Raw genomic sequence first — 13,506 nt, forward strand, 5'->3', positions numbered from 1 at the left:
AAGGAAGCGGAGATCCCGTTTGAACAGAGCCGAAACTCTTGCGGAACCGCTAGCCGATCCGGTACGCCCGCGCCGCGTTTCCGGTGAAGATCGCATGCTGCTCGTCAGGCGAAAGCTCCGCAGTGAGCGAACGCGCGGCGGCGACGACCTCGGAGTGCTCGGCGGCCAGCAGGCACACCGGCCAGTCCGAACCGAACATCAACCGCTCGGGCCCGAAAGCCTCCAGCACCACGTCGAAGTACGGGCGCAGATCGCTGACCGTCCACTGTGTCCAGTCAGCTTCGGTGACGAGACCGGAGAGCTTGCACGACACGTTCTCGTTGAGCGCCAGAGCCCGGATGTTCTCCGCCCACGGGTAAAGCCGCCCGGAAGCAACCGGCGGCTTCGAGCAGTGATCGAGCACGAAGTGCGTCGACGGCAGCGCAGAAGCGGTCTCCACGGCAGCCGGAATCTGATGCGGCAACGTCAACAACTCGTAGACGAGACCGTTGTCGGACACCGCCGACAAACCGCGCCGCACATCGCGCCGGCACAGCCAACGAGGGTTGCGCTCCCCCTGAACCTGATGCCGAATCCCCCGCAACCAGGAACCGCCGCATCCGTCCACATAGGACTGAAGGCGATCGCCGACGTCCGGAGCCGTCAGGTCCACCCAGCCCACGACGGCGCCAACGAGGTCGGATTCTGCCGCCAGAGCAAGGAATTCCGGCGTCTCCTCCGCGACGGTGACGGTCTGCACGAGCACGGTCGCGGTAACGTCGGGAGCCGCCGCGCGCAGATCCGCGACGCCGAAGTTCCGGCGCAACGGACGCATGGCGCCGGTGATCCACGCCTGATCGCGCACGCCCAGGTCCCAGAAGTGCTGATGTGCGTCGATCATGACGGCACCGGCGCGTCCGGGCGCAGCAGCCCTTCGGACTTCAACGCCGCCCAGCACTCCGAGGGCACGGGCGAGGCGAACAACCGCGCGTTCTCCGCCATCTGCGAAGCCGTCCGCGCGCCGATCACCACCGAAGCCACCGCCGGATGCCCCAACGGGAACTGCAAAGCCGCTTGCGGGAGCGTCACATCGAACCGGCCGCACACCTCCGCCATCTGCCGCGCGCGATCGATCAGCGCTGGCGGAGCCGCCGAGTAGTTGTACGTCGCATCGGGCGCCACAACCGGCCGAGCCAGGATTCCCGAGTTGAACACGGCCGCAGCGACCACGGACACCTGGCGCTCCGAACAGAGCGGAAGCAGCTCGTCCAACGCGGACTGTTCGAGCAACGTGTAGCGCCCGGCCAGCATCACCACGTCCACCGAGGTCTCCGCGACCAAGCGCGCCAGCATCTGCCACTGGTTCATGCCAGCACCGATCGCCCCAACCAAACCCTGAGCGCGCAGCGAAGCCAACGCGGGCAGCGCTTCGCCGACAGCCTGGTCCCAGTGGTCGTCGGGATCGTGCAGGAACAGGATGTCCGCCCGCGAAACCCCCAGTCTGTCCAAAGAGGACTCGACGGAGGCGAGCACTCCGGCAGCACTGAAGTCCCACACCCGCCGATGCGTTGCGGGCACGGCGAATCCGTTCGCCATGTCGTCCCCCACCACCGGGATGGGCTCCAACCGACGACCGACCTTGGTGGAGATCACGAAGTCCGATGCCGACGCCAGAGCCTTGCCCAGCCGCCGCTCCGAGACGCCGAGCCCGTAGTGCGGGGCCGTGTCGAAGTACGAGACGCCCGCGTCCAGCGCCGCCGCGACCGCCCCCGCGGCGACCTCCTCGGAGACCGACCGGTAGAGGCCCGCCATCGGCGCCGCACCGAAGCCCAGGGTGCTCACCTGGACTTCGGTGCGTCCCAAGCGGACTCGGCGCACGGCTAGTCCTGCGCCTTGCCGGAGGTCAACCGCGCCAGCATCAACGCGATGAGGATGATCGCGCCGTAGATGGCCTGGATCCAGTGCGGCGAGACCCCGCCCAGCGTCAGGATGTTCTCGATCAGCCCGAGCGCCAGCACACCGGTCAGCGCCCCGAAGAGCGTGCCCTTGCCGCCGTCGAGGCTGACCCCGCCGATCACCGCGGCGGCGAACACCGTGAAGATCATCCCCTGGCCCTGCGCCGGACCGACCGACCCGAGCCGACCGGTCATCAGCAGCCCGGCCAGCGCCGCCAGCAGGCTGGCGATGATCAGCACCGTCCACAGCACGCGCTCGGTGCGGATGCCCGCCGCGCGAGCCGCCTCGACGTTGCCGCCGATCGCGTAGATCGAGCGCCCCTGCCGGAAGTACGCCAGCGCCACGATGCCCAGCACGAAGGCCACCAGGCAGATCAGCACCGACGCGGGCAGGCCGAACCACCGCGCGCTGCCGAGGTAGGTGAACGACAGCGGCACCTCGAACAGGTTCTGCCCCTCGGTGAAGCCGATCTGCAAGCCCCGCAACACCGTCAGCATGCCCAGCGTCACGATGAACGCCGACAGCTGGAGCTTGAGGATCAGGAACCCGTTGAACGCGCCGATCACCACACCGATCAGCAGGCACAGCGGGATCGCCGTCCACTCCGGCAGCTCGATGCCGAGCCCGTGCGCGGACGCCGGGATGATCAGCCCTAGCGCCAGCGCGGGAGCGAGACCGATCGTGGACTCCAGCGACAGGTCGATCTTGCCGCTGATCAGCACGAGCGCCTGGCCGAGCACCAGCAAGCTCAGCTCGGTGCGCTGTTGCAGCACATTGGTCAGGTTGTCCGCGCTGAGGAACACCGGGTCCACCAGCGCTCCGACGATCATCAGCACGACGATCGCCGGGAGCAGCGCCAGATCCCGGAAGCGGGCGAACCGCAACGTCTTGGTCATTCGTCCGCTCCCTGCTCCGCAGAAACACCCTCGATCGCGGCGACCAGTTCCCCGTCGGTCCACCCGCGCGGGAAGCTCGCCGTCACCTCACCGTGGAACATCACCAGCACCCGGTCGCACGGCCGCAGGTCGTCCAGCTCGTCGGAGATCACCAGCACCGCCGTGCCCTCCCCCGCGACCCGATCGACCACGCCCAGCAACGATTCCTTCGAGCGCACGTCGACGCCCGCGGTCGGATCGGTCAGCACCAGCAAGGCTGGATCGCTGGACAGCGCTCGCGCCATCACGACCTTCTGCTGGTTGCCGCCGGACAGTCCGGACACCGGCTGCGACGGCCCGGAGGTCTTGATCCCGAGGTCGGCGATCATGCGTTCCGCGACGGTGCGCTGGCGGGTGGGCGAGATCGCGCCGAAGCGGCCAAGCCGATCAGTGATCGGCAGCGTGGCGTTCTCACCCACCCCCAGCGTCGGGACCAGCCCCTCCTTGTGCCGATCCTCAGGCACGAAGCCGATCCCCGCCTTCAACGCGTCGGGCACGCTGCCCGACCGCACCGCTGTCCGTCCAACGTGGACGGTCCCGGACGAGACCTTGCGCAGGCCGACGACAGCCTCACCCAGCTCCACCTTGCCGCTACTGGCCGAACCTGCGATGCCGACGACCTCCCCGGCGCGAATCGTAAGATCAACACCAAAGAATGCTTCCGATCGGAGCCCGGAGACCGAGAGCACGACCGGCGCGTCATCAGCCAGCGAAGGCCGCGTGTGCCCGACGCGCAAACCCGCCGCATCGCCGGTCATCGCCGCCACCAGGCTGTCGGTGGACAGCTCAGCGACAGGGCTGGTGAGCACGTGCCGCGCGTCGCGGAACACCGTCACCGTCTGGCAGATCTCGAAGATCTCCTGGAGGTGGTGGGAGATGAAGAGGAACGTCACCCCCGAGGCTTGGAGCCCGCGCATCCGCTCGAAGAGCCGTTCGATCGCCGGACCGTCCAGCTGGGCAGTCGGTTCGTCGAGGATGATGAACCGCGCCCCGAAGGACAGCGCCCGCGCGATCTCCACGAGCTGCCGCTGCTCCACCGTCAGGTCGGCGGCGGGGCGAGCGGGATCGACGTCGACGCCGTAGCTGGCCAGCACCTCAGAAGCCTTGGTGCGCAAGGACTTCCACCTGATCAGCGAGCGGCGCTCCAACGATTGCCGGTTGATGAACAGGTTCTCCGCGACGGTGAGCGCCGGGATGATCGTCGATTTCTGGTAGACGCAGGCGACCTTGCGCCGCCACGCGTCGCGGTCGGCCAGCGCGGGCGCCGGGTCACCGCCGAAGGTGACCGAACCGGCGTCCGCGCGGTTGAGCCCGGTCAGGATGGACACCAAGGTCGACTTGCCCGCGCCGTTGCGCCCGACGAGCGCGTGCGACTCCCCGTCAGCGACGGTGATCCCCACGTCGTCGAGCGCGACGGTGGAGCCGTACCGCTTGGTCACCCCTGTTGCTCTGACGGCTGTTGCTTGAAGGGCGGTCATCTACTTGCCGATCTGGTTGCCCCACAGCTTGGGGTCGTCGACGTTGTCCTTGGTCACCAGGGGCGCGGGCAGCTGGTCCTCCAGCACTCCGTTGCCCACCTCGATGATCGTGCTGTCGTGATCGGTCGGCCCCGGCTTGAACACCTTGCCCTCGATCGCGGCCTTCGCGTAGAACAGCGCCCACTTCGCGTAGGAGTCGGCGGGCTGCGAGACGGTCGCGTCGATCTCGCCCTTGCGGATGGACTCGAACTCCTGCGGGATGCCGTCGTTGGACACGATGGTGATGTGCCTGGGGTCGCCGACCGGGAACAGCTTGCCCGCCGAGCGCAGCACCTGGAGCGTCGCCGCCAGGTACACCCCACCCGCCTGCATGTAGATCCCGTTGATGTCCGGGTGCTGGGTGAGCCGGGTCTGCAACGCGGCCGCGGCCTTGGTGTCCAGCCAGTCCGTGGGCTCCTCGAAGATCGTGATGCCCGGGTAGTGCTGCTTCATGCACGAGGCGAACGCCTCGGAGCGGTCGCGGCCGTTGATCGAGGACAGCGCGCCCTGGAACTCCACGACCTTGCCCTTGTTGCCGAGCTTCTCACCTAGGTAGCGGCAGGCCTTCTCGCCGTAGGCCTTGTTGTCGGCGCGCACGACCATGTACGCCTTGCCCTTGTCCGGGCGGGTGTCCACGGTGACCACCGGGATCTTCTTCTGCTCCAGCTGCGCGAGCGTGGTGGCGATGGCGCCGGTGTCCTGCGGGGCCATCACGATCGCCTTGGCGCCCTGGCTGGTCATGGCCTGGACGTTGGCGACGAGCTTGGCCACGTCGTTCTGCGAGTTGGTCGGCGACATCAGCCGCACGTCCAGCTCCTTGGCGAACTGCGGTGTGTACTTGATGTAGGAGTTCCAGAAGTCGGAGTCCGCGCGCGGGTAGTCAACACCGATCTGAGCCCCGCCGGTGGCGCCGCCGCCGCAGGCCGCGACGGTGCCGAGCAGGGCGATACCGGAGATCAGGCTGAGGATTCTGCGTCGTTGCATGGATGTCCTCTGGGTGTCGTTTGTGGACCCGGTTCAGCTGTGCGGCCGCAGCCGCAGCCCGTGCATGCCGCCGTCGACGGCCAGCACGGTGCCCACACTGGCCCCGGAGAGCGGGCTGGCCAAGTAGGTGATCGCTTTTGCCACCTCTTCGGCGGAGACCAACCGGCCGGTGGGCTGGCGAGCCTCCAGTGCGGACCGTTCCGCCTCCGGGTCCTCTGCGGCGTCCAGCAGCCTGCCGACCCACGGCGTGTCCACGGTGCCGGGTGCGACGCAGTTGACCCTGATCCCCTCGCGCACGTGGTCGGCGGCCATGGCCAGCGTGAGCGCGTACACGGCCCCCTTGGAGGCTGAGTACAGCGCGCGCTGGGGCAGCCCCGCCCACGCGGCGATCGAGCAGGTGTTGACGATCGCCGCAGCGGGCGACCTGCGCAGATGCGGCAACGCGGCCCGGCTCACCCGCGCGATGCCGACGACGTTGACGTCGAGCACGCGGAACCACTCGGCGTCCTCGTTCGCGGAGACATCGCCCTGCGCGCCGATCCCGGCGTTGTTGACCAGCACGTCCAGCCGTCCGAAGCGCTCGACGGTGGCTTCGATCGCGGCCTTCACGGACTCGTCGTCGGTGACGTCGCAGGCGATGCCGTCCGAGCCGGGGTTGACGTCCAGCCTGGCGACCCGCGCGCCCCGCGCCTCCAGCTCCAGAGCGGTCGCCGCCCCGATGCCCGAAGCCCCGCCCGTCACCGCCGCGACCAGGCCGTCGAAGTCGTTCATGGCGCGCTCCACTCTTCTCCGTAGGGGTAGGCGAAGTGGTGCAACGACGCCGGGTGGATCTCGGCGGAGAAGCCCGGCGCGGTCGGCGTGGTGTACCGGCCATTGTGGACGGTGGCCGGGGTGACGAAGTGCTCGTGCAGGTGGTCCACCCACTCGATCACCCGGTTCTCCCACGTGCCGGAGACCGCGACGAAGTCGAACATCGCCAGGTGCTGCACCAGCTCGCAGAGCCCGACCCCGCCGGCGTGCGGGCACACCGGGACGCCGAACTTGGCCGCCAGCAACAGGATCGCGAGGTTCTCGTTCACCCCGCCGACCCGCGCCGCGTCCAGCTGGAGCACGTCGATCGCGCCGGAGGCCAGCAGCTGCTTGAACATCACGCGGTTGTGCACGTGCTCGCCGGTGGCCACGCGGATCGGGCGCAGCGCCCGCGCGATGGCGAGGTGGCCGAGCACGTCGTCCGGCGAGGTCGGCTCCTCGATCCAGTACGGGTCGAACTCGGCCAGCTCCTTCATCCAGCTCACCGCGTCCGCGACGTCCCACCGCTGGTTGGCGTCCACCGCGATGCGGACCTGGGAGCCGACCGCCGCGCGGGCCAGCCGCATCCGCCGCACGTCGTCACCGAGGTCCCCGCCGACCTTGAGCTTGATCATGTCGAAGCCGTCGGCGACCGCCTGGCGGGCCAGCCCGGAGAGCTTCTCGTCGGAGTAGCCCAGCCAGCCCGGCGAGGTCGTGTAGGCCGGGTAACCCTCGTCCAGCAACACCTTCGTCCGCTCAGCGCGCCCGGGCTCGGCCGCGCGCAGCAGCGCGAGCGCCTCCTCGGGGGTGATCGCGTCGCTGAGGTAGCGGAAGTCCACCAGGGAGACCAGCTCCTCCGGCGACATCTCCGCCATGAACCTCCACAGTGGACGGTCCGCGAGCTTCGCTGCCAGGTCCCACGCGGCGTTGACCACCGCGCCGACCGCCATGTGCACGACGCCCTTCTCCGGCCCGAGCCACCGCAGCTGCGAGTCGCCGACGAGGTCGCGGGACAGCGCGCCGAGTGCGGCGGCCTCACGCGGCACCTCGCGGCCGACCACGTGCGGAGCGAGCGCCCGGATCGCGGCGGCTTGGACGTCGTTGCCCCTGCCGATGGTGAAGGCGAGCCCGTGACCGTCCACCCCGATGTCCGTTCGCAGCACGACGTACGCGGCCGAGTAGTCCGGATCGGGGTTCATCGCGTCCGAGCCGTCCAGCTCCCGCGAGGTCGGGAAGCGGATGTCGAGCACGTCGACGCCGCTCACGCGGGCCATGTCAGGCCTGCCCGAACGTCTGGCGCTGGCGGCCGAGGCCGTCGACCTCCAGCTCCACCGCGTCGCCCGCGCGCAGGAACGGCTTCGGCTCCGGCTGCCCGAGCGCGACGCCCGCCGGAGTGCCCGTGTTGATCAGGTCTCCGGGGTGCAACACCATGAACTGGCTGATGTAGCGCACCACCTCGGCCACGCCGAAGATCATGTCCGAGGTGCTGCCGTTCTGCCGCTCCACGCCGTTGACCGACAGGCGCAGGCCCAGGTTCTGTGGGAACGGCACCTCGTCGGCGGGAACGAGCCACGGGCCGAGCGGGTTGAAGGTCTCGCAGGACTTGCCCTTGTCCCAGGTGCCACCGCGTTCCAACTGGAACTCGCGCTCGGAGACGTCGTGCGAGGTCGCATAACCGGCCACATACGACAACGGGTCGTCGTCCTCTGCGAGGTAGCGAGCGGTTTTCCCGATCACGACGCCGAGTTCGGCCTCCCAGTCGGTCTTCGTGGAGCCGCGCGGGACCAGCACCTCGTCGTACGCGCCGACGATGGTGTCCGGGGCCTTCATGAACAGCACGGGCTCAGCGGGGATCTGCGCCCCGGTCTCCGCCGCGTGGTCGCGGTAGTTCAGCCCGACGCAGACGATCTTGCCGGGCCGGGCGATCGGCGGGCCGACGCGCAGTCCCTCGTCGGAGAGCCGGGGCAGCACGCCCGCCTCCAACGCCGCGCGCACCATCGCGACACCCCCGTTGGCCAGGAACGCGCCGCCGATGTCGGCGGTCAGCCCGCCCAGGTCGTGCAGGGCTCCGTCGGCGTCGCGGACCACCGGCCGTTCCGCTCCGGGCGGACCAAGTCGCATCAGCTGCACGGGCGGACCCTCCTCGCAACGACCACTCAGACATCCGATGTATAGCTCGCCCACACGCCGAAGTCCAGCCTCCGAATGCCACCGAAGGGAGATGAGGTCCGATGAATCGGCCAGTGCGCAGCCATGATCAACTTGCCTCTCCTCCACCGCGCCGACCTCCCCCAACGGGTGGTTCCCCGGGCTTGCTCCGCCACTGGGGCCCCCGGGCGGGTCTGATGGACCGGTCTTGGTGATCACTTCCCTTCGGAGAGGACGCGCATGGCACTCCGCCGAGGACAGAAAGCGCTGCGCGGCGGGGCTGTGGTGCTCGTCGCCGCGCTGGCCGCGGCCGGGCTCGCGGGTCACGCGAGCGCGCAGACCACCCCCGCCGACGGCCTCACCCCCGCGGCGCCCACCGGGCCGTGGCCGAAGCTGGCCGAGCGCGAACGGGTCGACCCCGCGCTGCTCGCGGCGGACGGCACCGCGACGGCCTTCGTCGAGCTGTCCGAGCGCTCGCTGGTCGACGTCTACGCCGAGCAGCGCCGCAACCGCGCGACGCCCGAGCAGACCGCGCAGGCCGTGCGCTCCACGCGCGAGCGGATGAACCAGCAGGCCGACCGCGTGGTCGCCGCGCTGGGCTCCGGCGGCGAGGAGCTGTACCGCACCGGCAACGCGCTCAACGGCCTGATGCTCAGCGGCAAGGCCGACAAGCTCGCCGCGCTCGGCAAGCTGCCCGAGGTCCGCTCGGTGCGCAGGCACCTGCCGACCGAGCGGATGAACGCCAGCGCAGCGCAGCTCACCAAGGCCGTGAGCGCGTGGAAGGCCACCGGGCGGCTCGGCGACAACATGCGCATCGGCATCGTCGACGACGGCGTGGACTACACGCACGCGGACTTCGGCGGGCCGGGCACCGAGGCGGCCTACAAGGCCATCGACTCCACCAAGGTCGAGTCCTCGTACTTCCCGACCGCCAAGGTCGTGGGCGGGGCCGACCTCGTGGGCAACGACTACGACTCCTCCGGCCGCTTCGGTTCGCGCACGCCGAAGCCGGACCCGAACCCGATCGCGTGCGGGCAGCACGGCACGCACGTCGCCGGCACCGCGGCGGGCTTCGGCGTCAACGCCGACGGCAGCACCTTCAAGGGCGACTACAACACCCTCGGCGGCGAGCAGCTCGCGGCGATGCGCATCGGGCCCGGCACCGCGCCGAAGGCGAAGATCTACGCCTACAAGGTCTTCGGCTGCAAGGGCGGGACGAGCGTTGTCGGCAAGGCGATGGACCTCGTGCTGGACCCGAACTCCGACGGCGACTTCAGCGACCGGCTCGACGTGGTGAACCTGTCCCTGGGCACCGACTTCGGCACCTCGGACACCCCGGAAAACAAGATCATGAAGACGCTGGCCGACCACGGCGTGCTCGTGGTCGCGGCCAACGGCAACGGCGGCGACATCACCGACGTCGGCGGCTCCCCCGCGAACGCCCCGTCCACGCTGGCGGTGGCCAACACCAGGGACGCCTACTCGCTGCGCGACGGGATCGAGGTCACCGCACCGTCCACAGTGGCCGGTCGCAAGGCGGGCCAGCTCAGCGTGGAGTACGGCGGCTACGCGAGCCTGGACCTCACCCGCGCGGTCGTCCCGCTCTCCGACGAGACCAACAAGGACGGCTGCAAGGCCTTCTCCGACGCCGACAAGGCCAAGGTCGCCGACAAGATCGTCTGGCTGGAGTGGGACGACGACGACGCGACGCGCAAGTGCGGTTCCGCGGTGCGCGCCAACAACGCCGAAGCCGCCGGGGCCAAGGCGGTCCTGCTGCCCACCACGGCCTTCGAGTTCGCGGCGGGCATCGGCGGCAACAAGACCACGCCGATGTTCCAGCTGACCCGCCAGGCCAGCGAGCAGGTGCGCCCGGTGCTCGGCCAGCTCAGCGTCCGCCTGCGCGGCTCGCTGCGCGGGTCCACCCCCAACGTCGAGCCCCGGATCACCGACACCGTCACGCCGTCCTCCTCCCGTGGCGGACGCGGTCCCGCCGTGAAGCCGGACGTCGCCGCGCCCGGTGACACGATCTCCTCGGCGAAATCGGGCAGTGGCAACGACGTCCTCGTCATCGGTGGCACCTCGATGGCCACCCCGCACGTCGCCGGGATCGCCGCCCTGGTCCGCCAGGCGCACCCGGACTGGACCCCGGAAGAGGTCAAGGCGTCGGTGATGAACACCGCGACCGCGACCATCAACGCCGCCGCCGACAAGAAGGTCGCCGAGGGCCCGCAGCGCGTGGGCTCCGGCCGTGTCGACGCGCTCGCCGCACAGCAGAACCAGCTGCTGGTGATGGCCGACGACCCGTCGCAGGCCGTCAGCGTCTCCTTCGGCACCGTCGAGGTCATCGACCGCGTGCGCGCCACCAGGACCGTGAAGGTGGTCAACAAGAGCGACAAGCCGGTCAGCGTGGCCATCGACTACGTGGCGGCCACCATGATGCCCGGCGTGCGCTACGAGGTCACGCCGAGCGAGCTGGACCTGGGGCCGAAGCTCACCAGGACCTTCACCGTGACGCTGCGGATCGACGACGCGCGGGCGCTGCGCAAGGTCATCGACCCGACCATGCAGGAGAAGCAGGGCGGCAAGGCGCGGCAGTTCGTCAGCGACGCCTCCGGCTGGCTGACCGTGACCCCCGAGGGCGGAGCGGCGCTGCGGCTGCCGGTCTACGCGGCACCGAAGCCGGTCTCGCAGCTGGCCGCGCAGAAGCTCGAAGTCGGTGCGCAGCGGCTGGTGCAGTTCACCGGGCGCGGCCTCGACCAGGGCAGCGGCAGCCAGGCCTACCGCTCGCTGGCCAGCGTCTTCGAACTGCACGGCAGCTCACCGCAGATGCGCGAGTGCGGCGGCGCCGTCGTCGACAACTGCACGATCAACCAGACCGCGCGCGGCGGTGATCTGCGGTGGTACGGCGCGAACAGCAACCAGCAGGGGCTGGTCACCTTCGGCATCGCGACGTGGGGCGACTGGTCCAGCATCGGCGGCAACACCGTGCCGTTCGTGGACATCGACACCACCGGTGACGGCAGGCCCGACCGCCGCGTCGAGGTCGGCAGGCAGCCGCAGACCGATCTGCTGCTCGCGCAGACCAGGGACCTCACCAAGCGGGACCCGGACGGCACCTTCACGATCGTCGAGGCCCAGCCGGTCAACACGCAGTACGGCGACGTGGACACCAACGTCTACGACAGCAGCGTGATCGCGCTGCCGACCACCTTGAAGGCGCTGGGCATCCCGGCCGGAGCGACCTCCGCGCCGCTGAAGTACATGGTCAACGTGCGGGGCTACTACGTGGCGCCCAGCGACTCCGACGGCCTGGTGGACACCAGTGGGACCCCGGTCAGCTTCGACCCGCTCAAGCCCGGCGTGGTGATCGGCTCGGCCCCCGCGGTCGCGCACGTGGCCCGCGACCGGTCAACGTTGCAGGTCAAGCCCGGTCCTGGCACCATCCCGAAGGAGCTGTTGATCTTGCACCACCACAACGGGCGGGGTCAACGGGCCGGCCTCATCGCAATGTGATCGTGGGGAAACATTGACGATAAGGAGCCCCTTATCGGTCTTTTTCCCACGAGATGGCGCCGTTAGGGTCGGCTCGTGATCCTCGGAGTGGACATCGGCGGCACGTCGAGCAGGGCCCTGCTGGCCGACCTGGACGGCACGCGCCTCGGCACGGGCAGGACGGGCGGCGGGAACCCCAACTCGCACGCGCCCGCCCAGGCCGCCGCCGAGGTGGCCGGTGCTCTCAAAGCCGCGTTGGACGGCCGCGATCCCGCCGGGGTCGCGGCCGCCGTCGTCGGCATGGCGGGCGCCAGCAAGATGTCCGACCCGGAGATCGTCGCGCTCTTCACCGAGATGTGGCACGGGGTCGGCCTGCGCTGCCCGCTGCGCGTGGTCACCGACTGCGAGGTCGGCTTCGCTGCGGGCACCCCGAAACCGAACGGCGCCGCGCTCGTCGCGGGCACCGGCTCGGTGGCGATGCGGATCGTGGACCACCGGATGGCCGCGATCTTCGGCGGCAACGGCTGGCTGCTCGGCGACGAGGGCTCCGGCTACTGGGTCGGCCGGGAGGCCGTGCGCGCCACGCTCAAGGCCATCGAGGGCCGCGCGCCGCTCACCGCGCTCAGCAGGGCCGTGCTCACCGAGGTCGGCGGCACCGACTCCGCAGACCGCAGGCGCCTGGTGATCACCCGCTGCAACGCCGACGAGCCCGTGCGCCTGGCCCGCTTCGCCCCCCTGGTCAGCACCGCCGCCGCCGAGGGCGACGAGATCGCGCAGGACATCGTGCGGCGCGGAGTGCTGCACCTGGTCGACATCACCTTCGCCGCCGCGCCCGCCGCCGACGGCTCACCCGTGGTGCTCATCGGCAGCCTCACCGAGGCGGGCAACCCTTTCGGCGACGCGCTCCGGGTCGGCTTGAGCGCCAACGGTTTCCACGACATCTCCGAAGCCACCGACGGAGCAGCCGGAGCCGCCTGGCTGGCCGCGACAGAACTCCTCCCCGACGAGGCCCAGCGCCGCGCACTGCACTCCGCGCTCCTCGCCCATCCCCCGATTGTTTTCAGTTAATACAAGGCCGGAACGTGGCCTGTTCCAGGGACAAACACACCGTCATATCCAAAGAACTCAAGAAGACGCATCTTCGCGCAGATCGCCCTCGTTACCGTTGTCGCAACAGGAAAATCCCGACTTCAAGCGAGGAATGATCGATGAGGATTGTGCGCGCCCTGAGCGTGCTGGCGCTGGGCATCGTCGCGGCCGGAGTGGCGGTGCCCGTCGCCCAGGCCGACCCCGCACCGCGCGGCTGCGGCTACCAGGGGTGGGGCACGTACGAGCACTGTTCGAACGTGAACGTGATGCTCCAGGTCTCCCGGTTCTTCGGCAGTGATTTCAAGGTCTGCGTCAAGCCGGGCAGGACGGACCTCCAGCAGTACTCGCCGGGCCCCCAGAACTGGGCAGTCACTGACGCCTGGTACGTCGGAGGGGCGAACTGCATCCCCGGCTACAAGGGCACCGTCGACTAGCGCCTTCACTGCACGTGGTTGAGCCGCGCGTTCGGTCGGTGCCGGTGAGGGTTTGTCGTCGTTGAAGACCTCGGGGGCGGGGGTTTGTGGGTCTTGAAGACTGACGAACCCGACGATTCGCCGCCGCGCGGCCAATTCAGAGGACGAATCTCCAGGAACGAAACGGCCCGGTGGCAGTCGGGC

The 13,506-nt window shown here is 69.7% G+C and carries 11 protein-coding genes; 3 read left to right on the forward strand and 8 right to left on the reverse strand.

What is annotated here, in order from left to right; genetic code table 11:
• Nucleotides 1–49: 49 nt before the first annotated feature.
• The 8 genes from ABD798_RS05960 to ABD798_RS05995 are packed head-to-tail and all read right to left on the reverse strand — an operon-like array spanning nt 50 to nt 8,290.
• Nucleotides 50–880, reverse strand: coding sequence for an amidohydrolase family protein (locus ABD798_RS05960; protein WP_344871490.1), 831 nt, complete (start codon nt 878–880; stop codon nt 50–52).
• Nucleotides 877–1,821 carry an aldo/keto reductase gene (locus tag ABD798_RS05965; RefSeq protein ID WP_344871491.1) on the reverse strand — a complete coding sequence of 315 codons (945 nt, stop codon included), beginning with the start codon at nt 1,819–1,821 and terminating at the stop codon, nt 877–879. Before ABD798_RS05965 ends, ABD798_RS05960 begins: the two co-directional genes overlap by 4 nt.
• Before the next feature lie 38 nt (nt 1,822–1,859).
• Complete coding sequence (locus ABD798_RS05970; RefSeq protein WP_086822165.1) at nt 1,860–2,831, reverse strand: ABC transporter permease; 972 nt, start codon at nt 2,829–2,831, stop codon at nt 1,860–1,862.
• Nucleotides 2,828–4,348, reverse strand: coding sequence for a sugar ABC transporter ATP-binding protein (locus tag ABD798_RS05975; protein ID WP_344871492.1), 1,521 nt, complete (start codon nt 4,346–4,348; stop codon nt 2,828–2,830). The genes ABD798_RS05970 and ABD798_RS05975 overlap by 4 nt, the downstream gene beginning before the upstream one ends.
• On the reverse strand, nt 4,349–5,371 hold the full coding sequence (locus ABD798_RS05980; RefSeq protein ID WP_344871493.1) for a sugar ABC transporter substrate-binding protein: 1,023 nt from the start codon (nt 5,369–5,371) through the stop codon (nt 4,349–4,351).
• A gap of 33 nt (nt 5,372–5,404) precedes the next feature.
• Nucleotides 5,405–6,142 carry an SDR family NAD(P)-dependent oxidoreductase gene (locus ABD798_RS05985; RefSeq protein ID WP_344871494.1) on the reverse strand — a complete coding sequence of 246 codons (738 nt, stop codon included), beginning with the start codon at nt 6,140–6,142 and terminating at the stop codon, nt 5,405–5,407.
• The gene (locus ABD798_RS05990; RefSeq protein WP_344871495.1) at nt 6,139–7,434 is read right to left on the reverse strand and encodes an enolase C-terminal domain-like protein; all 1,296 of its coding nucleotides are present in this window, start codon (nt 7,432–7,434) and stop codon (nt 6,139–6,141) included. Before ABD798_RS05990 ends, ABD798_RS05985 begins: the two co-directional genes overlap by 4 nt.
• A gap of 1 nt (nt 7,435) precedes the next feature.
• Nucleotides 7,436–8,290: a fumarylacetoacetate hydrolase family protein gene (locus ABD798_RS05995; RefSeq protein WP_344871496.1), complete on the reverse strand. Its 855-nt coding sequence runs from the start codon at nt 8,288–8,290 to the stop codon at nt 7,436–7,438.
• Nucleotides 8,291–8,548: 258 nt separating this feature from the next.
• Here ABD798_RS05995 and ABD798_RS06000 point away from each other — a divergent pair, with 258 nt between their 5' ends.
• The 3 genes from ABD798_RS06000 to ABD798_RS06010 all read left to right on the forward strand — a co-directional run bounded on the left by ABD798_RS06000 (nt 8,549) and on the right by ABD798_RS06010 (nt 13,323).
• Nucleotides 8,549–11,821 carry a S8 family serine peptidase gene (locus ABD798_RS06000; RefSeq protein WP_344871497.1) on the forward strand — a complete coding sequence of 1,091 codons (3,273 nt, stop codon included), beginning with the start codon at nt 8,549–8,551 and terminating at the stop codon, nt 11,819–11,821.
• A gap of 75 nt (nt 11,822–11,896) precedes the next feature.
• Nucleotides 11,897–12,868 (forward strand): N-acetylglucosamine kinase, encoded by a 972-nt coding sequence (locus ABD798_RS06005; protein WP_344871498.1) that lies wholly within the window; start codon nt 11,897–11,899, stop codon nt 12,866–12,868.
• Nucleotides 12,869–13,008: 140 nt separating this feature from the next.
• Entirely contained in the window at nt 13,009–13,323 is a 315-nt protein-coding gene (locus ABD798_RS06010) for a DUF6355 family natural product biosynthesis protein (protein ID WP_344871499.1), read from the forward strand.
• The last annotated feature ends 183 nt before the right edge of the window (nt 13,324–13,506 follow it).

It is taken from the genome of Allokutzneria multivorans (assembly GCF_039537405.1).
Lineage (GTDB): Bacteria > Actinomycetota > Actinomycetes > Mycobacteriales > Pseudonocardiaceae > Allokutzneria > Allokutzneria multivorans.

What these genes read in the sequence shown, in the direction of transcription:
- ABD798_RS05960 (WP_344871490.1), bottom strand. Translation starts at nt 880, where the DNA reads ATGATCGACGCACATCAGCACTTCTGGGACCTGGGCGTGCGCGATCAG.
- ABD798_RS05970 (WP_086822165.1), bottom strand. Translation starts at nt 2,831, where the DNA reads ATGACCAAGACGTTGCGGTTCGCCCGCTTCCGGGATCTGGCGCTGCTC.
- ABD798_RS05975 (WP_344871492.1), bottom strand. Translation starts at nt 4,348, where the DNA reads ATGACCGCCCTTCAAGCAACAGCCGTCAGAGCAACAGGGGTGACCAAG.
- ABD798_RS05980 (WP_344871493.1), bottom strand. Translation starts at nt 5,371, where the DNA reads ATGCAACGACGCAGAATCCTCAGCCTGATCTCCGGTATCGCCCTGCTC.
- ABD798_RS05985 (WP_344871494.1), bottom strand. Translation starts at nt 6,142, where the DNA reads ATGAACGACTTCGACGGCCTGGTCGCGGCGGTGACGGGCGGGGCTTCG.
- ABD798_RS05990 (WP_344871495.1), bottom strand. Translation starts at nt 7,434, where the DNA reads ATGGCCCGCGTGAGCGGCGTCGACGTGCTCGACATCCGCTTCCCGACC.
- ABD798_RS06000 (WP_344871497.1), top strand. Translation starts at nt 8,549, where the DNA reads ATGGCACTCCGCCGAGGACAGAAAGCGCTGCGCGGCGGGGCTGTGGTG.
- ABD798_RS06010 (WP_344871499.1), top strand. Translation starts at nt 13,009, where the DNA reads ATGAGGATTGTGCGCGCCCTGAGCGTGCTGGCGCTGGGCATCGTCGCG.